The sequence below is a fragment of the Amycolatopsis deserti genome, assembly GCF_014653945.1.
Lineage (GTDB): Bacteria > Actinomycetota > Actinomycetes > Mycobacteriales > Pseudonocardiaceae > Amycolatopsis_E > Amycolatopsis_E deserti.
The window spans coordinates 190,910-209,726 of the sequence record NZ_BNAU01000009.1; the positions used below are offsets into that span (position 1 = coordinate 190,910).

Below are 18,817 nucleotides of genomic sequence, written 5' to 3' on the forward strand. Positions count from 1 at the left end.
GGATGAAGTTGGTGCAGATCGCCGGACTGGCGGCGACCGCGGTGCTGCTGGCTGCTTGCGGATCGGGTCAGGTCGGCGGCTCCGGCGGCGCGCCGGTGGAGAACAACAAGCGGCTGACGCTCATCCCGGGGGTGCAGGCGGAGCCGTTCTACATTTCGATGCAGTGCGGCGCGCAGGCCGAGGCGCAGAAGCTGGGCTACACGCTGGACACCTCGGCGCCGCAGAAGTTCGACGCCGCGCTGCAGACGGAGAAGGTCAACGCGCTGGGGTCGAACCCGCCGGCCGCGCTGCTCATCGCGCCGACCGACGACACGGCGATGCTCGCGCCGATCCAGCAGGTCGCCTCGCGCGGGGTCAAGATCATCGAGGTGGACACCTCGCTGAAGGACACCAGTGTGGCGCGGTCGTCGATCTCGTCGGACAACACGCAGGGCGGGCAGCTCGCCGCGGACACGCTGGCGCAGCTGACCGCCGGGAAGTCCGGCTCGGTGCTGGTGCTGGACACGATCGCGGGCACCTCGACGACGAACGCGCGCGCGGCCGGGTTCGAGGAGCAGCTCAAGAAGTACCCGAACCTGAAGTCGGTGGGCATCCAGTTCACGCAGAACGAGCCGGAGCAGGCCGCGTCGAAGGTGACCGCGGCGCTGGCGTCCACACCGGACCTGGTGGGGATCTTCGCGACCAACCTCAACACCGGTGAGGGCACGGCGACGGGTCTGCGCAACGCCGGCAAGGTGGGCCAGGTGCAGCTGGTCGGGTTCGACGCCAGTCCGTCCGAAGTGGAGGGTCTGCGCAACGGCGAGTACCAGGCGCTGATCGCGCAGGACCCGGCGATGATCGGGCAGCGGGGCGTGCAGCAGGCGGTCGCCGCGCTGGAGGGCAAGCCGGTGGAGCGCAACCTGACCGCGCCGCTGCACTCCATCACGAAGGCGAACATGGACGCCAACAGCCAGTACTTCTACAAGCAGTCCTGCTGAGGGGGCCGGGGAGGTGCGCCCCTGGGGGTACGCACCTCCCCGGTTTTCACCGCAGGGTCTTCAGGTGCTCGGCCAGCCACCCGCGGGCGGCCCGCCACAGCCCGGCGCCGAGCGAGATCCGCGCGACGCCCAGCTCGGCCAGTTCGGCGACGGGACCGTTGGCGTTGACCGCGGCCGGGCTCACCGCCCGCACGAACTCGCCCAGGACCTCGCGGTCCCGCAGCAGGATCGGGTACACGCAGTCCGCCCCGGCCTCGAGGTAGGCCCGGGCCCGCTCGATCGCCTCCGGCAGCACCGCGCGCGGGTCGGTGGCGCGCAGGAACACGTCGATCCGCGCGTTGATCACCAGGTCCCGGCCCGCGGCCGCGCGCACCGCCGCCAGCCGGGCCGCCTGCTCGTCCACCGGCCGCAGGGCGCCGCGCGCGTGGTCGGTGTCCTCGTAGTTGCACCCGACCGCGCCGGTCGCCAGCAGTCGTTCGGCGAACTCGGCCCCGGACAGCCCGTAGCCGCTCTCGGCGTCCACCGTCACCGGCACCGACACCGCACGAGCGATGCGGGCCGCGGCGGCGAACATCTCCTCGGCCGGCGCGGCCTCGCCGTCCGGGTAGCCGAGCGCGGCGGCGACCGCGACCGAGGACGTGGCCACCACCGGGAACCCGGCCTCCTCGACCAGGCGCGCGGTGTCGGCGTCCCACGCGTTCGGCAGGATCAGCGGGTCGCCCGGGACGTGCAGCGCCCGCAGCGCCTCGGCGGTCACTTCGGGTTCACCGGGAGCGGCTTGTGGCTGGTGACGCCGAGCCGGTTGAAGGCGTTGATCACCGTGGCCGCCCAGGCGACCGCGACGTACTGCTCTTCGGTGAAGACGCTGGTCGCCTGTTGGTAGACGTCGTCGGGCACGTCCTGGTGCTGCGGCAGCCGGGTCATCGCGTCGGTCAGCGCGAGCGCGGCCCGCTCCTGCTCGGTGTAGAGGTCGGTCTCCCACCACGCGCTGAGCATGATGATCCGCCGCTCGCTCTCCCCCAGCTTGCGGGCGTCGCGCGAGTGCAGGTCGAGGCAGTAGGCGCACCCGTTGAGCATCGACGCGCGGATCTTCACCAGCTCGATCAGCCGCTGGTCCAGTCCCGCGTTGGCGGCCGCCTTCTCGACGACGGTGTGCAGCTGGATGATCGACTGGTAGGCCTCGGGCAGCGCGGCGGACAACTGGATTCGCTTGGTCATGCGACCACGCTATCCGCCGCTGGCCCACGAGTATGGTCCAGTTTCGTGACAGGTTCCTGGTCCAGTTCCGATCTGCATCTCGACTGGTCGCCCTCGGATGGCAGGCGCGGGCTCGCCGACGCGTTGCGGCGCGCCGTTCGTGAAGGGCGGCTCGCTCCCGGCACGGCGTTGCCGTCCACGCGCGCGCTCGCCGCCGATCTCGGCATCGCGCGCGGCACCGTCACGCGCGTCTACAGCGACCTGACCGCCGAGGGGTACCTGCGCACCAGGCAGGGCGCGCCCACGCGCGTCGCCGCGGACACCCACACGCCGGCCGAACCGCGCGAGAAGTCCGGGCCGCCGACGTCCGCCTGGTTCCGGGACGCGCGGTGGGACCTGTTCCCCGGGCGGCCGGATCTGTCGGCGTTCCCGCGGGCGGCGTGGGCGTCCGCCACGCGCCGGGTGCTGCAGTCGATGCCCGCCGGCGCGTTCGACTACGGCGATCCGGCCGGGCCGGCCGCGCTGCGCGAAGCCCTGGCCCGGTACCTCGCGCGCAGCCGCGGCGTGCTCGCGGAGCCGGACCGGATCGTGGTGTGCGGCGGCTACTCGCACGCGATCGGTGTGCTGGGGCACCTGTTCGACGAGATCGCCTTCGAGGATCCGTCGCTGCCGGAGTTCCGCGAGGGCGCGGCTCGTGGCGGCGCGGAGGTCGTGCCGGTGCCGGTGGACGAGCGCGGGATCCGGGTGTCCGAACTGGACAGTCCAGTGGTGGTCGTGACGGCGGCGCACCAGTACCCGCTCGGGGTCACGCTCGCGCCGGAACGCCGCTCCGCGCTGGCCGGCTGGGCGGCGGCGGGTGGCCTGGTGATCGAGGACGACTACGACGGCGAGTTCCGCTTCGACCGACAGCCGGTCGGGGCGGTGCAGTCGCTGGCGCCGGAGCGGATCATCTACGCCGGCGGGGTCAGCAAGACACTGGCGCCGGCGCTGCGGATCGGGTGGCTGGTCCTGCCGCGGCGGCTGGTCGGCCCGGTGCGCGACACGATGGCGGCGCTGGGCTGGCGCGCGCCGGTGGTGGACCACCTGGTCCTCGCCGAGCTGCTGAACTCCGGCGCCTACGACCGGCACGTCCGGCAGCGCCGGGTCGCCTACCGCCGCCGCCGCGACCGGCTGCTCGCCGCGCTGCCGCGGGAGTTCGTGCCGGAAGGCATCTCCGCGGGGCTGCACCTGGTGCTGCGCGTGCCCGACGAGGGTGCGGTGCTGAGGGCACTGCGCCGCCGCTCGGTGTCGGTGGACCACCTGAGCCGCTACTGGGTGCGCTCGGGCCCCGGCGGACTGGTGATCGGATACGCGACCCCGGCGGAGCACGCGTTCGGCCCAGCGGTGGAAGCCCTGGTGGACGGCCTACGAGCGGTCGCGTAGGGAGCCAGCAGCTCGCCGGCCGCGGTGCGTGGAGCAACGCCCCACCGTGCGCGGCGAGGTGAGCGGCCCGCGCCAGCCGACCGCCCGACCCCGGACGGGACCACCGGCGATGGCCCACGAGCCGCCGCGTGGCGCGGCCAGCAGCTCGTCAGTCGGCGCGTAGGGCGGCCAGCAGCTCGTCGGCCGCTGCGTACGGGTCCAGCTCGCGGTCCACGACCTTCTTCGCCACCGCCGGCAGGTGCCCGCCGCCGTGCAGGTCCGTCAGCCGCGCCTGCAGCTCGCGCAGCGCGATGGCCGCCACCTCGCTCGCGGCTCGCTCGGCTCGGCGGCGGGCCAGTTCCCCGTGCGATTCCAGCCAGTCGTGGTGCTCGGACAGCGCCTTCACCAGGTCCGGCACGCCCTCGCCGCGGGCGGCGACCGTCCGCACGATCGGCTGCCGCCAGCTCTCGCCGCGGATTTCCCGTCGCGCGAACGCGATCATCTGCTTCAGGTCGCGCACCACGGTCTCCGCGCCGTCGCGGTCGGCCTTGTTCACCACGAACACGTCGGCGATCTCGAGCACCCCGGCCTTGGCCGCCTGGATGCCGTCGCCGAGCCCGGGCGCCAGCAGGACCACCGTGGTGTCGGCCAGCTTCACGACGTCCACTTCGGACTGTCCGACCCCGACGGTCTCGATCAGGATCACGTCGAACCCGGCGGCGTCGAGTACCCGCACCGCCTGCGGCGTCGCCCAGGACAGCCCGCCCAGGTGCCCCCGCGTGGCCATCGAGCGGATGAACACGCCCGGATCGGTCGCGTGCTCGGTCATCCGGATCCGGTCGCCGAGCAGCGCCCCGCCGGAGAACGGCGACGACGGGTCGATCGCCAGCACCCCGACCCGCTTGCCCTCCGCCCGCAACGCGGACAACAGCATGGACGTCGAAGTCGACTTGCCGACCCCGGGCGGCCCGGTCAGGCCGATCACCCGCGCCCGCCCGGTGTGCGGCGTGAGCGCCGCGGCCACCTCACGCAGGCGCGGGTGCGCGTCCTCGACCAGCGAGATCAGCCTGGCGACCGCGCGCGGCTGTCCCTCCCGCGCGCGGTCGACGAGTTCCCCGACGTCCAGTGGCACTACAGCGCGGGCACCTTGATCAGCAGCGCGTCGCCCTGCCCACCGCCACCGCACAGCCCGGCCGCGCCGAGACCGCCACCGCGGCGGCGCAGCTCGTGCACCAGGTGCACGGCCAGCCGGGCGCCGGACGCGCCGATCGGGTGGCCGAGGGCGATGGCGCCGCCGTCGACGTTCACGATCTCCGGGTCGATGCCCAGCGCCTTCGTCGACACCAGGCCGACCGCGGCGAACGCCTCGTTGATCTCCACCAGGTCCAGCGCGCTCGCGTCCAGCTTCGCCTTCGCCAGCGCGGCCTTGATCGCGTTGGACGGCTGCTCGTGCAGGCTCGCGTCCGGCCCGGCGACCACGCCGTGCGCACCGATCTCGGCCAGCGGCTCCAGGCCCAGCTCCTCGGCCTTGGCGCGGCTGGCGACGATCACCGCGGCCGCGCCGTCGGAGATCTGCGACGCCGAACCCGCGGTGATGGTGCCGTCGGCGGCGAAGGCCGGGCGCAGCTTGGCCAGGCTCTCGGCGGTGGTGTCGGCGCGCACGCCCTCGTCGGTGTCGAATACGACCGGGTCGCCCTTGCGCTGCGGGATCGACACCGGCGCCAGCTCGGCCTTGAACCGTCCGGCCTCGGCCGCGGCGACCGCGCGCTGGTGCGAGCGGGCGGCGAAGGTGTCCTGGTCCTCGCGCGTGATGCCGTAGCGGGAGTTGTACTTCTCCGTCGACGCGCCCATCGCGCACTGGTCGAAGGCGCAGAACAGGCCGTCGTAGGCCATGTGGTCGAGCAGCGTCGTGTCGCCGTACTTGAAGCCGGACCGCGACTTGGGCAGCAGGTGCGGCGCCTGGGTCATCGACTCCTGGCCGCCCGCGACCACCAGGTCGAACTCGCCGGCCCGGATGAGCTGGTCGGCCAGCGCGATCGCGTCCAGGCCGGACAGGCACACCTTGTTGATGGTCAGCGCGGGCACGTCCATCGGGATGCCGGCGGCGACCGCGGCCTGCCGCGCCGGGATCTGGCCGGCGCCCGCGGTGAGCACCTGGCCCATGATCGTGTACTGCACCTGGTCCGGGGACACCCCGGCCTGCTCGAGCGCGGCCTTGATGGCGATACCGCCCAGCTGCGCCCCGGTGAAGTCCTTCAGTGAACCGAGCAGACGCCCGATCGGGGTACGCGCGGCACCCAGGATGACGGAACCGGACACAACAGCCTCCAACAGACGAACGACGGCGGTCGATCCGACGATACCCGGAGCGGCCGTCCAGTACAGGTGTGAGCCGTAGCACCCACTCACCGCGGTGCCAAGCCTTATCCTCACCACTATGAATGACGCGCTGAAGCCGTTCGTGACGACCATCGACCACGTCGGCATCGCCGTCGCCGATCTCGACGCCGCGATCGACTTCTACGCGGAGAACTTCGGCATGATCGCCACGCACTCCGAGGTCAACGAGGAGCAGGGCGTGCGCGAGGCGATGCTGCACGCGCCGGGCGACGAGTCCGGCCCCGCCATCCAGCTGCTCGCGCCACTGCGGCCGGACTCGACGATCGGGAAGTTCCTCGACACCAAGGGCCCCGGCCTGCAGCAGGTCGCCTACCGCGTCACCGACGTCGAGGCCGCCGCCGAGGCGCTGCGGGCCAAGGGGTTGCGCCTGCTGTACGACCAGGCCAAGCGCGGCACCGCGAACAGCAAGGTGAACTTCGTGCACCCGAAGGACGCCGGCGGCGTCCTGGTCGAGCTGGTCGAGCCCGCCCCGTCGCACTAGCCCGGCGCGGGCCGGGCCATCAGCGCGTCGGCGATGAAGTTCAGCTCCCGCTCCATCAGGTCCGGCGGATCGTCGCCGCCGTGCCGCGCCACGGAGTGCCGGTAGCTGACCGCGAGGGCCAGCAGTCCGGCCGCGCTGTCCACGTCGGCCACCGGCAGTGCGCCGTCACCGGCGGCGATGATCACCGTGCGCACCTGGCGGACCAGCTGCTGGAACCGGTCGTGCAGCGCGTCCCGCACCGCGCGGTGGGTGTCCGCCTCCCGCCACAGCAGGTGCGACAGCATCCGGGACCGGGCCAGGCGCGCGTCGAGCTCGGACACCAGCCGCCGCAGGCTCTCCGCGATGTCCCCGGGCACCACGATCCGCGCGGCGTCGATCTGCTCGTCGGGCAACCGCTTGATCAGCGCGGTCAGCAGGTCGGACTTGCGGCGGAAGTAGTAGTGCACCAGGCCCTTCGGCACGCCGGCGCGCTCGGCGATCCGGGAGGTCGGAGTGGCGTCGAAACCGCTTTCCGCGAAGAGGTCCTCGGCCGCGCGGAGGATCCGCTCCTTGGCCGGGAGGTCGTCGTGTTCGGTCCGCGCCACTCCGCCCGCCTCTCGTACAGCTCGCCGGCCCACCACGCTAACCGAAAACCGGCTCGTCGTGGGCCGACCGGATGGCGACCTGCTCAGTGCGCCGCCGTGATCCCGCCGCGATGCACCGAGTTCGCCACCGGCAGGGCCGCCAGCCCGGCGATCGCGGTCAGGGCGCCGATGATCCACGAGGACCACGCGGCCACGTCCAGTGCCGTGTACGTCATCACCCACGGCGCGATGAACAGCAGCGCCCCGAGGATGACCTGGACCCCCTCGCCGTAGACGAGACCCGGCATGGACAGCGACAGCAGGCCGTCCAGCGCGATGAGGGCACCCAGCACGATCATCGTCCACATGGTGGTGGTGTCGGTGTCGGCCCACAGTGGCGTCAGTACCGCCACCACCCCGAGCACGACCTCGGCCCAGTCGTGCGGACGGGTCCACGCCCGCTTCGAACGATCAGCCATTCGTGATCACCTCCGAACCCGATCCGGGAGACCACGCGGCGCGGTCTCCGCACCTGCCATGGTGCGCCTTGATTGGCCGGCCGGTCAATCACGCGCCGATTACGGCAGACCGGACGGATCAGGCAGGTGACCCAGCCCTCCTTCCGGGCAGTGGCGGATGACGTTACTGGCCAGTAATGTCATCTCCTCCAACCCAGCGCAGGGAGGCGGACATGACGATCACGGACATCCGGGATGCGATCCTCACCGGCGAGACCGCCGAAGTGGGCGCCCTGCCGGTGCCCGAGGCCTACCGCGGCGTGACCGTGCACGCGGACGAGGTCGCCATGTTCGACGGGATCCCCTCCCGCGACAAGGACCCGCGCAAGTCGTTGCACGTGGACGAGGTGCCCACGCCCGAGCCGGGGCCGGGCGAGGCGCTGATCGCCGTGATGGCCAGCGCCATCAACTACAACACCGTGTGGACGTCGATCTTCGAGCCGATCCCGACGTTCAAGTTCCTGCAGCGCTACGGCAAGCTCTCGCCGCTGGCCAAGCGCCACGACCAGCCCTACCACGTGGTCGGCTCGGACGCGGCCGGCGTCGTACTGCGCACCGGGCCCGGCGTGCACCGGTGGAAGCCGGGCGATCAGGTCGTGGCGCACTGCCTCAACGTCGAGCTGGAGGGCCCGGACGGGCACAACGACACCATGCTCGACTCCGACCAGCGGATCTGGGGCTTCGAGACGAACTTCGGCGGGCTGGCCGAGCTCGCGCTGGTCAAGGCCAACCAGCTGATGCCCAAGCCGGACCACCTGACCTGGGAGGAGGCCGCCTGTCCCGGGCTGGTCAACTCCACCGCCTACCGGCAGCTGGTGACCACCAACGGCGCGAACATGAAGCAGGGCGACGTCGTGCTCATCTGGGGCGCCTCCGGCGGGCTCGGGTCGTACGCGACGCAGTTCGCGCTCAACGGTGGCGCGATCCCGGTGTGCGTGGTGTCCAGCCCGGAGAAGGCGGAGATCGTCCGCCGGATGGGTGCCGAACTGGTGATCGACCGGAATGCGGAGGGTTACCGGTTCTGGAAAGACGAGAACACGCAGGACCCGAAGGAGTGGCAGCGCTTCGGCGCACGCATCCGTGAGTTGACCGGCGGTGAGGACCCGGACATCGTGTTCGAGCACCCGGGCCGCGAAACGTTCGGCGCGTCGGTCTACGCGGCGCGCAAGGGCGGCACGATCGTGACGTGCGCGTCCACCTCGGGCTATCTGCACCAGTACGACAACCGGTACCTGTGGATGAACCTGAAACGGATCATCGGCTCGCATTTCGCGAATTACCGCGAGTCGTGGGAGGCCAACCGGTTGATCGCGAAAGGTCTGATCCACCCGACGCTGTCGAAGACGTATCCGATGACCGAGACCGGGCAGGCCGCGCTGGACGTGCACCGCAACGCCCACCAGGGCAAGGTCGGCGTGTTGTGTCTCGCCCCCGAGGAGGGTTTGGGCGTGCGTGATGCGGAGAAGCGGTCCAAGCACATCGACCGGATCAATTTGTTCCGCGGCGCCTAAGTAGTCTGGGCCGTATGAGCCTTGGCGACGAACGAGAGCTTGTACCGCTCGGCGCGGGTTTCGACCTGGCCAAGCGCGGTTACGACCGCCACCAGGTCGACGAGCACCTCGAACGGCTGGACAGCGACCTGAAAATGCTCGCCGCCGACCGGGATGCCGCCATCTCGCAGGCCGGCGACCTGGCCCGGCAGCTCGAGCAGGCTCGCGGGGAGATCGAGAACCTGCGCGGCCAGGTCGAGCGGCTGGGCCAGCCGCCGACGACGGTCGAGGGCCTGTCCGAGCGGTTGCAGCGCATGCTGCGGCTGGCGCAGGAGGAGGCGGCCGACACGCGGGCCCGCGCGGAGGCCGAGGCCGGGCACATCCGGGCAAAGGCCGAATCGGACGCCAGCGCCATGCGCGCCCGGTACGAGCAGCTGCTGTCCGAGCTGGACGCGCGGCGCAAGGAGATGGAGGCCGAGCACCGCAAGGTCCTGGAGACCGCGCGCGCCGAGGCCGAGTCGATCACGACCAAGGCCAAGGAGGAGCGCGACCGGCTGGACCGCGAGGCCGAGCAGCGCCGCACGCAGGTCGAAGAGGACTTCGAGATCGCGATGGCGGCGCGGCGCACCGAGGCGATGCGCGTGCTGGCCGAGCAGGAGGCGACGAGCAAGGCGGAAGCCGAGCGCCGCGTCCGCGAAGCGACGGAGGAGGCCGCGGCGATCCGCAAGAAGGTCGCCGAGGAGGAGGCCGCCGCGAAGGCCGAGATCGAGCGCCGCCGCCGCGAGTCCATCGAGGACGCCAACCGGCGCAAGACGGAGTCGATCACCGAGGCGAACGCCCGCCTGGCGGAGGCCTCGGACGAGGCGGCGCGCCGCGTCCGCGAGGCGACGGAGGAGTCGAACCGGAGGATCAACGCGGCCGCGGACCGGGTCGAGGCGTTGCGCAAGCTGCGCGCCGGAATCGCCGAACAGGTCAAGGCAGCGCGCGAAGTGCTGGTAGAGGCCAACTCGGTCCTCGGCGAGGCCGAACCGGTGATCGAGCCACTCCCGGAGGAACGCGAGGCCGCGCCGGCGGGGAAGCCCTCCGGACGGCAGTGAACCCCGGGCGGGGCTTCCTGGACAGAGTGGCTTCTCGCCCCGGGGGGTGACACGTCGGGGGTTTGCCGCCCCGTTGGAAGTGACCCCCGGGGAGGGGCCCGCCGGGCGCGAGTGACCCTCGGGGGCCTCCCGAGTGGGGGTGGCACCTCGGGATTTGCCGCCCCGCTGAAAGTGACCCCGGAAGGGGCCCGCCGGGCGCGAGTGACCCTCGGGGGCCTCCCGAGTGGGGGTGGCACCTCGGGATTTGCCGCCCCGTTGGAAGTGACCCCTCGGGGCCGCCAGGCTGAGGTAACGCCTGGCGGAGAGGGCTGAGCCACTTCGGCCAGCCGTGCCCTCAGGCGGGCCGCATCCCGCTGGGAATACACCACCGAGCCGGGAGCTGAACCACCTCAGCAGGCCGCGCCGCCGGTCGAGCTGCGCCCGCTCGGGGCAGTTCCGGCCGAGGAGAGCTGCTTCGCGGCCGGCGGATGGATCGGCTTCCCCAGAACACGCGACCTGGGCGGTTGTCCCCATCAGACGAGGTGCTTCTGGCGCGTTGTCACGCGGTGCCGAAGATCGGGAAACCCTCCCCGGTGGTGGGGCTGCGCCGAAACCGACTGGCGAGTAACCTAGGGCGCCACTTGCGAAAGCGCACAGGCGCGCACCCTTGCCGGAGGTATTGGGATGGCTGCATACCGGACCGTGGTTGTCGGTACGGACGGGTCTGATTCATCGTTCCGCGCGGTCGACCGGGCGGCGGCTGTGGCCGCGGACTCCGGCGCCACGCTCGTCATCGTGTGCGCCTACTACCCGGCGAGCAGGCAGGACGTGGAAAAGGCCCAGGACGTCCTGGGCGAGGAGGCCTACCAGGTGGTCGGCTCGGCACCGGCCGAGGACACCCTCCGCAGCGCCCGCGACCGCGCCCTCAAGGCCGGCGCTGGCTCGACCGAGACCATCGCCGTGGTCGGCGAGCCGGTCGAGGCGCTGCGCAAGGTCGTCTCCGACAGGTCCGCCGACCTGCTGGTCGTCGGCAACCGCGGGCTGAACACGCTCACCGGGCGCCTGCTCGGGTCGGTGCCGTCCGAAGCCGCGCGCAAGTCGGGGGTCGACGTCCTGATCGTGCACACCACGTAGGCCGGCATGGACTCCGAGCGCCTCGAGAGCATCCTGCTCGGCGGCAAGCGCCGCTACACACGGCTCGAGGTGGCCGACAAGGCGGGTGTGCCCATCGAGCGGGCCACCCGCCTGTGGCGTGCGCTCGGGTTCGCCACGGTCGGCGACGACGAGGTGGTCTTCACCGACGCCGACATCGAGGCCGTCCGCACCGCCGACCAGCTGATCTCCTCCGGGCTGCTCGACCAGGGCCTGGAGGCGCCGGTGGCCCGCACGCTCGGCCTCCACCTGTCGCGGCTGGCGGAGTGGCAGGTGCGGATGCTGTGGACGCTGATCACCGAGAACGAGCACCTGGGCCAGGACGACTCGCAGGTCGTCACGCTCGTGGAGCGTCTGCTGCCGGAGTTGCAGCGCGTGCAGGACTTCGTGTGGCGGCGGCACCTGGCGGCCTTCGCCGGGCGGGCGCTGGCCTCGCCCGAGGAGGACATGGAGGCGCGGACGGAGGTCGTCGGGTTCGTCGACATGGTCGGCTACACGCGGCTGACCCGCCGCCTCGCCGAAAGCGAGCTCAGCGCCGTGCTGGAGAGCTTCGAACTGCTCGCGACCGAGGTGATCGCCGACCACCACGGCCGCGTGGTGAAGATGATCGGCGACGAGGTGCTGTTCGTGGCCGACGCACCCGCCGACGCGGCCGGGATCGCCCTGACGCTGACCGAGCGCACCGCGGCCGACGCCGAACTGCCGGAAGTCCGGGCGGGCCTGGCGGCCGGCCGGATCCTGAGCCGCTTCGGCGACGTGTACGGGTCGGTGGTGAACATGGCCGCGCGGCTCACGTCGGTGGCGCGCCCCGGGACGGTGCTGATCGACCGCGAACTGGCGAACCAGCTGGCCGAGCTTCCGGGTTTCGCCGTGCGTTCTCGCCGCCCGGTGACGGTGCGCGGCTACACGCGGCTGCACCCGTACGTGCTCCGGCGCGGCTAGCGGACCTGCGCGTCCGCACCACGTCAGGGCGCTGACGCAGTGCGGACGCGGCGGGTCCGGCTCAGTTGTCCGCGGGCAGGACCGCGTACTGGCGCACGTACAGGTCGGTGTAGGTGACCGGCCCGCGGGGGCCCGGCACCTTGTCCAGGTTGATGCCGGTCTCTGGCACGGCGAGCAGCTTGAAGCCGTCGAGCAGGCGCGTCGGGGCGTTCCAGAACACGCCGGTTCCGGTGTAGCCGTCGAGGAAGGCCGTCGCGGTCTCCGCGTCCTCGGTGGCGATGCCCGCCGCCAGGCCGGACGTCTGCTCGTTGGCGATCGAGACCGCCTCGGTCACGCCGCTGACCTGCGCGACGGTCACGGTGGCCTCGTGGTCGGAGTCGAGCGCCCACTCGTAGCCGATGGCGTGCTCGTGCGGCGGCAGGGACGGCGTCACCTGCCGCTCGGCCAGTGCCTCGGAGATGACCGGCCACAACTGGTCGTGCACCGCGGAGTGGATGAGCAGCAGGTTGAGCCGGTTGCACACGCCCAGCCGGTCCAGGCTGTTGAACACCAGGTCGCGGACCTTGCCGGCGTCGGCGGCCTCGTCGACGTACAGCACGCCACCGCCGTCGGCGTGGGCGAGCGTGCGGACGCCGTGCTGGGCGGCCTCCAGCGCGAGCGCGCGGGTGCTCTCACCGCTGCCGCGCAGGATGACCAGCGGCACCAGGTCCGGGAACCGGACCAGGGCCGCGGCGGCCTCCCGCTCGACGCGCGGCACCAGCTGCACGACGGCGGGGTCGATGCCCGCGTCGGACAGCGCCGGGGCGATGACCACCTCGAGCAGCCGCTGCGCCGAGCCCAGCGCGGCCGAGCCGGTGCGCAGCACGCCACCGTTGCGCGACTTGACCAGCTGCGACGCGACGTCGACCGTCACGTTGGGCCGGGCCTCGTAGTTCGCGCCGATGACACCCACCGGACGGCGCCGCTCGACCAGCCGCAGCCCGCCGGACAGCGCCTTCACCGGGATCGCCCGCTCCTGGTGGGGCGAGCCGGCCAGCAGGCGCAGCTGCTCGGCCATGCCGGTGAGCCGCTCCTCGGTGATCGTGAGGCGGTCGAGCAGGCCGGCGCTCATGCCGTCCTGCTCCGCCCGCGCCACGTCGGCCCGGTTGGCCTCCAGAACGCTCTCGCGCGCGTCGAGGAGACGGTCCGCCATGGCGGTCAGCGCCGCGTCGATGGCCTCGTCGGACGCGGTGGCCAACGACGGGGCCGCCGCCTTGGCCGCCCGTGCGCACTCCTCAACAGCCTTCGCCACCTCGTCGGACACCGCTACCTCCACGCTGGAAACTGGGAGCCTCCAGTGTGCCGCACCGGCAGGTCAGGGCTGCAGTGCGGGTTCGAGCAGCCAGGCGCCGCCGACGAACAGGCACGTGACTGCGATCACGCCGAGCATGAGCATCCACAGCGCCGCCGGCACCCCGGTCAGCCGGGCGAGCTGGTCGGCGTCGGAGTCCCGCGCCGCACCGCGCCGCCGTTTCATCTGCAGCTCGATGACCGGCCGGAGCCCGCCCAGCAGCAGGAACCACGTGATCAGGTAGATGAACCACGCCTGCACCTGCGGCCCGGCGACGAGGGCGACCACCGCGAGCCCGGCCGCGGTGAGGACCACGGACAGCACGCCGTAGGCGTTGCGGACCATGACCAGCACGCCGAGCAGCAGCAACGCGGCGAGCGCGAGCAGCACCGTGATGCGGCCCGCGGCCAGCAGGCTCGCGAAGGCCAGGCCGAGGATCCCGGGCGCCGGATAGCCCGCGAGAGCGGTCAGCACCATGCCCGGGCCCTCGGGCTTGCCCCGGGACACCGTGACGCCCGAGGTGTCCGAGTGCAGCTTGATCCCCTGCAGCCGACGCCCGGCCAGCACCGCGACCAGCGCGTGACCCGCCTCGTGCACGATCGTCACCACGTTGCGGGCCATCCGCCAGGGCGCGCCGGACAGCACCAGCAGGAGCGCCACACCGCCGGTCACCAGCGGTACCGGAATGGACGGATCCGGCTGCGCCCCGAAGAGACCCGCCAGCACGTCGATCTCTGCCGTCGCCTCGTTCACGCGCGAAGCTCACCACATGTGGGGTGCACTCCCTGTTATCACCCCCATCGCGTTCACAGCTCCTTCACTGGTAGTCGGGTTGGCGCGGCTGGCAGCGCCGACCGGGATGTTTCGGGGAGGTGGCCGTTGCTGGCCGTCCAGACGGTCGTGTTCGCGATCGGCGCGTTCATCGGGCTCAAGCCGGTGACCTCCTTGGCCGTGGAGGTGCGCACGACCGCGTCGGTGCCCAGCTCCCAGGACGTCTGGGTGCGCGGGGACGTCGTGCCGTGCTGAGTCGGCGGCGGCGGGGCGCCGTGCTTGCTCGCGGCGCGACGCTGGCCGACCAGCGGGGCATCCTGGGTGCCACGGTGGATCGGTCGCCGGGCATGCCTGATCGCGCCACATCCGCACGCGGGCGTTGGCCTACTCGGACACGGGTCCGGGCACCGCCCGGCACCCGACCGCCGACCGCGACGGTTGTGGCTGCCGTCGACGGGTTTCGGTTTCGGTGACCGGACAGTCCTTGTGAGCAGACGAGTCTCGGGCGCTCGCGGTGGTGCCTCCTTTCCTGAAGCGGTCGCGGGGCGTGCGGTGGCCCTCCTGACCGAGGTGATGGGCAGGCTGTGGTCAGGCGGCCTGCCCCGTCGCCGGTGGGCGGTCCGGCTTCGCGTGGTGGGTGCGGTCCACGCGGAACAGCAGGGCCGCCCAGCTGCGGTACGGGGCCCAGGCGTCGGCGATGGTGGCGAGTTCCGCCGTCGACGCGGCGGGGCGGTCGTAGGCTCGGCGCATCTCTTCGAGCAGGTAGCGCTCGTCCGTGGGGAAGACGTCCGGGTGGCCGGCGCCGCGGATCAGGATCAGCTGCGCCGAGAACGCCCCGACCCCGGGCAGGGCGCGCAGCGCCTCCAGGGCGTCCGCGGGGTCCGCCGCGCGCAGGGCGTCCGGGTCGAGAACCCCGGTCAGCGCGGCTTCGGCGACCACACGCAGACGGTCCACTTTGATCTCCGGCAGCCACGACGGCGCCGGCATCTCCAGCAACTGCGCCGGCGTCGGGAACGACCACAACGGACGCCCGTCGACATCGAGCTTCTCACCGTGCCGCTCGGCGATGCGTTGTTTGAACAGCGCCGCCTGCGTGAACCGGATCCGCTGGCCGATGATCGCCCAGCAGGCGGCCTCGTACGGCGACGTGAACAGGACCGGCCGCAGCCCCGGATACCGCGCCTGCAACGCACCCACCACCGGATCGCGCTCACCGACCGCGGGGAAACCGGAGCCGTCCACGTCGAGCGACAGGATCCGCGCCACGTGCCGCGCCGCCTCCGCGGCATCGGCTTCACCCGCCACCACCGACACTTCCACGGACCCCGGCGCTCGCTGCCGCACCCGCACGCCGGTGTGCACCCACCCGCCCGGCAACGGGAAAGCCAACCGGAGCGTGCCCGGCTCCTCCGCGGCGTCCGGGCGCGACGCCGGCGCGAACCCCTCAAGGAAACCGGCCGACGCCGCCAGATCGAACGGCCCCGGCACGGCGATCTCGACCGTGCCCGTCACAGTGCTCGTCATCGTTGCTCTCCTTCGGTTCGACGATGATGGGACGACGGTAGCGGGACCCACCGACAATTCCGGGAAAACCGGTTGCCCGCCCCGCTACCGTGGGGCCATGGGTACCTTGTCGCAGTCCTGCACGGTGTTCGCCCGTTTGCGGCGCGCCTGAACGCAGCGGCTGCCCTTTTCACACCAAGCGTCCCCACGCCGGCCGCTGCGTCATGAGCTTCCTGCCCGCTCTCATGACGTGGAGTTCCCATGCCCTCGGCACCCCGTGCCGGGCGGTCCGCCGGCGCGCATTTCCTTGCCACGCCGGCGATCGCCGCACAACTCGTCCAGTCCTGCGCCATCGGTGGTGACGATCTCGTCCTGGAGATCGGCGCCGGACAGGGCGCCCTCACCCGGCACCTCGCCGTCACCGGCGCGCGCGTTCTCGCTGTCGAGCGAGATGACCATTTCGTGCGCCGCCTGACCACCCGATTCGGTGATCAGCCGAACGTCCGCGTCGTGCACGCCGACGCCCGCGACATTCCGCTGCCCCGAAGGCGGTTCCTGCTGGTGGCCAACCTCCCGTACGCGCTGTCGACCACGATCCTCCGCCGCGTGCTCACCGCCCGCACCGCACTCCACCGCGCCGCGGTGATCGTCGAATGGGGCTTCGCCAAACGGATCTGCGCCACCGTGCCCCGGCAGCTCGAACAGGCGTGGTGGGCCGCCCGCTTCGACCTCGACCTGGTGACCCGGATCGGCGCGCACCACTTCTCCCCGCCACCACGCGTCGACTCCGCGCACCTGACGATCCGCCGCAACTCCTTCCCGCGCTCGGCCGAACGAGCACTGTGGACAGTCCTGTCCACCGCCTACCGCCACCCCGCCGCACCGGCGGTCCAGCTGTTCGACCGGCGAGCCCTGCGCCGCACCGGAATCCGCCCGGACGAACCCGCCGGCACCGTCCCGCCCCACGCCTGGGCACGGCTCGCGCGCGACCTGTCCCCCGGCCGCACCTGGCCGGCCCTGCCGAAACGGCTCCGGAACTGAGAGCTCTCAGGAAATTCTTCTCAGGAGATTTCCGGGTCGTCCCACAGGATTCTCACAAGAAAGCGGACCAACCTCGTGAACATGAACGAGAACGAGTTCCGGGCGAGCCAGGCCGGCGGGCTCCCGCCGACCTACAGCCACCCCTACAACCAGCAGCCGGTCGCGGCCGCGCCGGTGCTCACGCCCCCGCGGCCCAAGAAGAAGCGCGTCGCCGCACTCGTCACCGCCGGCACCCTCGCCGCGGCCGTGATCGGCGGCGCCAGCGGAGCCGCCATCGCGGGCCTCGACAGCGGCTCCGCCACGGGCCCGGCCACCTCCGCGACCACGGTGTCCAGCACCACGAACACCGACGTCAGCGCCGTCGCCGCCAAGGTCCTGCCGAGCGTCGTGCAGGTCAACGTCACCACCCGCCAAGGCGAGGCCATCGGCTCCGGGGTGATCCTGACCGCCGACGGCAAGATCCTCACCAACGCGCACGTCGTGTCCGGCGCCGTCGGCGACGTCACCATCACCCTGTCCGACGGCACCGAGTACCAGGCCACCGTCCTCGGGGCGGACACCAAGGCCGACATCGCCGTCCTGCAGGCCAAGGGCGCCAGCGGCCTCACCCCCGCCGCCCTCGGCGACTCCGGCAAGGTGCAGGTCGGCGAGCAGGTCGTCGCCATCGGCTCCCCCGGCGGCCTGCAGAACACCGTCACCTCCGGCATCGTCAGCGCCCTCGACCGCGACCTCTCCGACATCTCCAGCGGCGAACCGGACACCCCGTTCGGACAGACCGCCAACACCAGCGGCGGCCCCAGCTACACCGCCATCCAGACCGACGCCTCCATCAACCAGGGCAACTCCGGCGGACCACTCGTCAACATGAACGGCGAGGTCATCGGCATCAACTCCGCCCTCTACAGCCCCTCGGCCAGCTCCACCGGATCCGTCGGCATCGGCTTCGCCATCCCCATCAACGACGCCAAAACGATCATCGAGCAGATCGAGAACAGCTGACCCACCCGGAACGGGCCGCGGTCGGGGCGGCCCGTTCCGCTGTGCCGGACGGTCCCCGCGCGCGGCCCGCGTTAGGGTTTCCCGGTGACCGACCGTCTTGTCTGGATCGACTGCGAGATGACAGGGCTGGACCTCGCGAAGGACGCCCTGATCGAAATCGCCGCCCTGGTGACCGACGCCGACCTCAACATCCTCGGCGACGGCCTCGACCTCGTCATCCACGCCGATGACGACGTACTCGCCGGCATGCCCGACGTCGTGCGCGAAATGCACGCCAAATCCGGGCTCACCGACGAAGTCCGCCGCTCCGTCACCACCCTCGAGGAAGCCGAACAACGCGTCCTCGACTACATCCGGACCCACGTCCCCGAACCCAACAGCGCCCCACTCGCCGGCAACTCCATCGCCACCGACCGCGGATTCATCGCCCGCGACATGCCGGCCCTCGACGCCCACCTGCACTACCGCATGGTCGACGTGTCCTCGGTCAAAGAACTCGTCCGGCGCTGGTACCCCCGCATCTACTACGCCAAGCCCGAGAAGGGCCTCGCGCACCGGGCACTCGCCGACATCAAGGAATCCATCAGCGAACTCGACTACTACCGGCGCACCGCGTTTGTGCCCCTGCCCGGCCCCACCACCGACGAAGCCCGCGCCGCGGCCGCCGAAGTGCAGCTCAAACACACCAAGTGACCCCCCGCGAGCCCCCGCCCACGGGCACGCTACGATATCCCGGCTGGTGGCGATCGCAAGACGCCCCAACGTGGTGGGTGTAGCTCAGCTGGTAGAGCACCTGGTTGTGGTCCAGGAAGTCGCGGGTTCAAGTCCCGTCACTCACCCCATGGCCCCACCCTGCTCGGTCGCTTCGCGGCCTCGCCGGGTGGGGTTCGTCATTTCGTCCGGGGGCCGAGCCCCCGGGCCCCCACGGTGCGAGCTCCTCACCCTGGCGAGCGCTGGGCACGTCACGGGGGACCAG

At 71.9% G+C, this 18,817-nt stretch carries 19 protein-coding genes, 1 tRNA gene and 1 pseudogene; 11 read left to right on the forward strand and 10 right to left on the reverse strand.

Annotated elements, in window-relative coordinates; genetic code table 11:
* Positions 1 to 2: 2 nt before the first annotated feature.
* Positions 3 to 977 (forward strand): ABC transporter substrate-binding protein, encoded by a 975-nt coding sequence (locus IE290_RS31835; protein WP_191248423.1) that lies wholly within the window; start codon positions 3 to 5, stop codon positions 975 to 977.
* Positions 978 to 1,023: 46 nt separating this feature from the next.
* Here the strand turns inward: IE290_RS31835 and IE290_RS31840 are convergent, their stop codons facing one another.
* Entirely contained in the window at positions 1,024 to 1,734 is a 711-nt protein-coding gene (locus IE290_RS31840; protein ID WP_191248424.1) for an isocitrate lyase/PEP mutase family protein, read from the reverse strand.
* A complete protein-coding gene (locus IE290_RS31845) occupies positions 1,731 to 2,195 on the reverse strand; it encodes a carboxymuconolactone decarboxylase family protein (RefSeq protein ID WP_191248425.1) in 465 nt (154 codons plus the stop codon). Before IE290_RS31845 ends, IE290_RS31840 begins: the two co-directional genes overlap by 4 nt.
* 45 nt (positions 2,196 to 2,240) lie before the next feature.
* Between IE290_RS31845 and pdxR the strand changes: the two genes are divergently transcribed.
* Positions 2,241 to 3,596 carry a MocR-like pyridoxine biosynthesis transcription factor PdxR gene (gene pdxR / locus IE290_RS31850; RefSeq protein WP_191248426.1) on the forward strand — a complete coding sequence of 452 codons (1,356 nt, stop codon included), beginning with the start codon at positions 2,241 to 2,243 and terminating at the stop codon, positions 3,594 to 3,596.
* Positions 3,597 to 3,744: 148 nt separating this feature from the next.
* Here pdxR and meaB read toward each other — a convergent pair whose 3' ends face one another.
* Both meaB and IE290_RS31860 read right to left on the reverse strand, forming a co-directional pair.
* A complete protein-coding gene (meaB, locus tag IE290_RS31855) occupies positions 3,745 to 4,707 on the reverse strand; it encodes a methylmalonyl Co-A mutase-associated GTPase MeaB (protein ID WP_191248427.1) in 963 nt (320 codons plus the stop codon).
* A complete protein-coding gene (locus tag IE290_RS31860; RefSeq protein ID WP_191248428.1) occupies positions 4,707 to 5,894 on the reverse strand; it encodes an acetyl-CoA C-acetyltransferase in 1,188 nt (395 codons plus the stop codon). The genes meaB and IE290_RS31860 overlap by 1 nt, the downstream gene beginning before the upstream one ends.
* 118 nt (positions 5,895 to 6,012) lie before the next feature.
* Here IE290_RS31860 and mce point away from each other — a divergent pair, with 118 nt between their 5' ends.
* Entirely contained in the window at positions 6,013 to 6,456 is a 444-nt protein-coding gene (mce, locus tag IE290_RS31865; protein WP_191248429.1) for a methylmalonyl-CoA epimerase, read from the forward strand.
* Here the strand turns inward: mce and IE290_RS31870 are convergent.
* The gene (locus IE290_RS31870; RefSeq protein ID WP_191248430.1) at positions 6,453 to 7,040 is read right to left on the reverse strand and encodes a TetR/AcrR family transcriptional regulator; all 588 of its coding nucleotides are present in this window, start codon (positions 7,038 to 7,040) and stop codon (positions 6,453 to 6,455) included. The two genes, mce and IE290_RS31870, sit on opposite strands and share 4 nt — an antisense overlap.
* Before the next feature lie 83 nt (positions 7,041 to 7,123).
* The gene (locus IE290_RS31875) at positions 7,124 to 7,498 is read right to left on the reverse strand and encodes an SPW repeat protein (RefSeq protein ID WP_191248431.1); all 375 of its coding nucleotides are present in this window, start codon (positions 7,496 to 7,498) and stop codon (positions 7,124 to 7,126) included.
* A 212-nt stretch (positions 7,499 to 7,710) separates the two neighbouring features.
* Here IE290_RS31875 and ccrA point away from each other — a divergent pair, with 212 nt between their 5' ends.
* The 4 genes from ccrA (at position 7,711) to IE290_RS31895 (ending at position 12,197) form a co-directional block, all read left to right on the forward strand.
* Complete coding sequence (ccrA, locus tag IE290_RS31880) at positions 7,711 to 9,048, forward strand: crotonyl-CoA carboxylase/reductase (RefSeq protein ID WP_191248432.1); 1,338 nt, start codon at positions 7,711 to 7,713, stop codon at positions 9,046 to 9,048.
* Positions 9,049 to 9,062: 14 nt separating this feature from the next.
* Complete coding sequence (locus IE290_RS31885; protein WP_191248433.1) at positions 9,063 to 10,124, forward strand: coiled-coil domain-containing protein; 1,062 nt, start codon at positions 9,063 to 9,065, stop codon at positions 10,122 to 10,124.
* Positions 10,125 to 10,787: 663 nt separating this feature from the next.
* Complete coding sequence (locus IE290_RS31890; protein WP_191248434.1) at positions 10,788 to 11,237, forward strand: universal stress protein; 450 nt, start codon at positions 10,788 to 10,790, stop codon at positions 11,235 to 11,237.
* A 6-nt stretch (positions 11,238 to 11,243) separates the two neighbouring features.
* Complete coding sequence (locus IE290_RS31895) at positions 11,244 to 12,197, forward strand: adenylate/guanylate cyclase domain-containing protein (protein ID WP_191248435.1); 954 nt, start codon at positions 11,244 to 11,246, stop codon at positions 12,195 to 12,197.
* Positions 12,198 to 12,258: 61 nt separating this feature from the next.
* Here the strand turns inward: IE290_RS31895 and IE290_RS31900 are convergent, their stop codons facing one another.
* The 4 genes and pseudogenes from IE290_RS31900 to IE290_RS31915 form a co-directional block, all read right to left on the reverse strand.
* Positions 12,259 to 13,500, reverse strand: a complete 1,242-nt coding sequence (locus tag IE290_RS31900; protein ID WP_191248436.1) for an aldehyde dehydrogenase family protein — start codon at positions 13,498 to 13,500, stop codon at positions 12,259 to 12,261.
* Between the two features lie 51 nt (positions 13,501 to 13,551).
* Positions 13,552 to 14,280 (reverse strand): M50 family metallopeptidase, encoded by a 729-nt coding sequence (locus IE290_RS31905; RefSeq protein ID WP_191248437.1) that lies wholly within the window; start codon positions 14,278 to 14,280, stop codon positions 13,552 to 13,554.
* Positions 14,281 to 14,462: 182 nt separating this feature from the next.
* Positions 14,463 to 14,534 (reverse strand): annotated as a pseudogene (locus tag IE290_RS38435) (heme-binding beta-barrel domain-containing protein); the annotation flags it as partial.
* Positions 14,535 to 14,886: 352 nt separating this feature from the next.
* The gene (locus tag IE290_RS31915) at positions 14,887 to 15,822 is read right to left on the reverse strand and encodes a DNA-3-methyladenine glycosylase family protein (RefSeq protein ID WP_191248438.1); all 936 of its coding nucleotides are present in this window, start codon (positions 15,820 to 15,822) and stop codon (positions 14,887 to 14,889) included.
* A 240-nt stretch (positions 15,823 to 16,062) separates the two neighbouring features.
* On the opposite strand from IE290_RS31915, the gene IE290_RS31920 reads away from it, so the two are divergent.
* From IE290_RS31920 to IE290_RS31935, 4 genes are all read left to right on the forward strand, one after another.
* Positions 16,063 to 16,842, forward strand: a complete 780-nt coding sequence (locus tag IE290_RS31920; RefSeq protein WP_191248439.1) for a ribosomal RNA small subunit methyltransferase A — start codon at positions 16,063 to 16,065, stop codon at positions 16,840 to 16,842.
* 81 nt (positions 16,843 to 16,923) lie between these two features.
* A complete protein-coding gene (locus IE290_RS31925) occupies positions 16,924 to 17,841 on the forward strand; it encodes a S1C family serine protease (protein ID WP_373300588.1) in 918 nt (305 codons plus the stop codon).
* A gap of 84 nt (positions 17,842 to 17,925) precedes the next feature.
* The gene (orn, locus tag IE290_RS31930; protein ID WP_191248441.1) at positions 17,926 to 18,534 is read left to right on the forward strand and encodes an oligoribonuclease; all 609 of its coding nucleotides are present in this window, start codon (positions 17,926 to 17,928) and stop codon (positions 18,532 to 18,534) included.
* Between the two features lie 73 nt (positions 18,535 to 18,607).
* A tRNA-His gene (locus IE290_RS31935) sits at positions 18,608 to 18,683 on the forward strand.
* The last annotated feature ends 134 nt before the right edge of the window (positions 18,684 to 18,817 follow it).

What these genes read in the sequence shown, in the direction of transcription:
- IE290_RS31835 (WP_191248423.1), top strand. Translation starts at nt 3, where the DNA reads ATGAAGTTGGTGCAGATCGCCGGACTGGCGGCGACCGCGGTGCTGCTG.
- IE290_RS31845 (WP_191248425.1), bottom strand. Translation starts at nt 2,195, where the DNA reads ATGACCAAGCGAATCCAGTTGTCCGCCGCGCTGCCCGAGGCCTACCAG.
- mce (WP_191248429.1), top strand. Translation starts at nt 6,013, where the DNA reads ATGAATGACGCGCTGAAGCCGTTCGTGACGACCATCGACCACGTCGGC.
- IE290_RS31875 (WP_191248431.1), bottom strand. Translation starts at nt 7,498, where the DNA reads ATGGCTGATCGTTCGAAGCGGGCGTGGACCCGTCCGCACGACTGGGCC.
- ccrA (WP_191248432.1), top strand. Translation starts at nt 7,711, where the DNA reads ATGACGATCACGGACATCCGGGATGCGATCCTCACCGGCGAGACCGCC.
- IE290_RS31885 (WP_191248433.1), top strand. Translation starts at nt 9,063, where the DNA reads ATGAGCCTTGGCGACGAACGAGAGCTTGTACCGCTCGGCGCGGGTTTC.
- IE290_RS31890 (WP_191248434.1), top strand. Translation starts at nt 10,788, where the DNA reads ATGGCTGCATACCGGACCGTGGTTGTCGGTACGGACGGGTCTGATTCA.
- IE290_RS31895 (WP_191248435.1), top strand. Translation starts at nt 11,244, where the DNA reads ATGGACTCCGAGCGCCTCGAGAGCATCCTGCTCGGCGGCAAGCGCCGC.
- IE290_RS31915 (WP_191248438.1), bottom strand. Translation starts at nt 15,822, where the DNA reads ATGACGAGCACTGTGACGGGCACGGTCGAGATCGCCGTGCCGGGGCCG.
- IE290_RS31920 (WP_191248439.1), top strand. Translation starts at nt 16,063, where the DNA reads ATGCCCTCGGCACCCCGTGCCGGGCGGTCCGCCGGCGCGCATTTCCTT.
- IE290_RS31925 (WP_373300588.1), top strand. Translation starts at nt 16,924, where the DNA reads ATGAACGAGAACGAGTTCCGGGCGAGCCAGGCCGGCGGGCTCCCGCCG.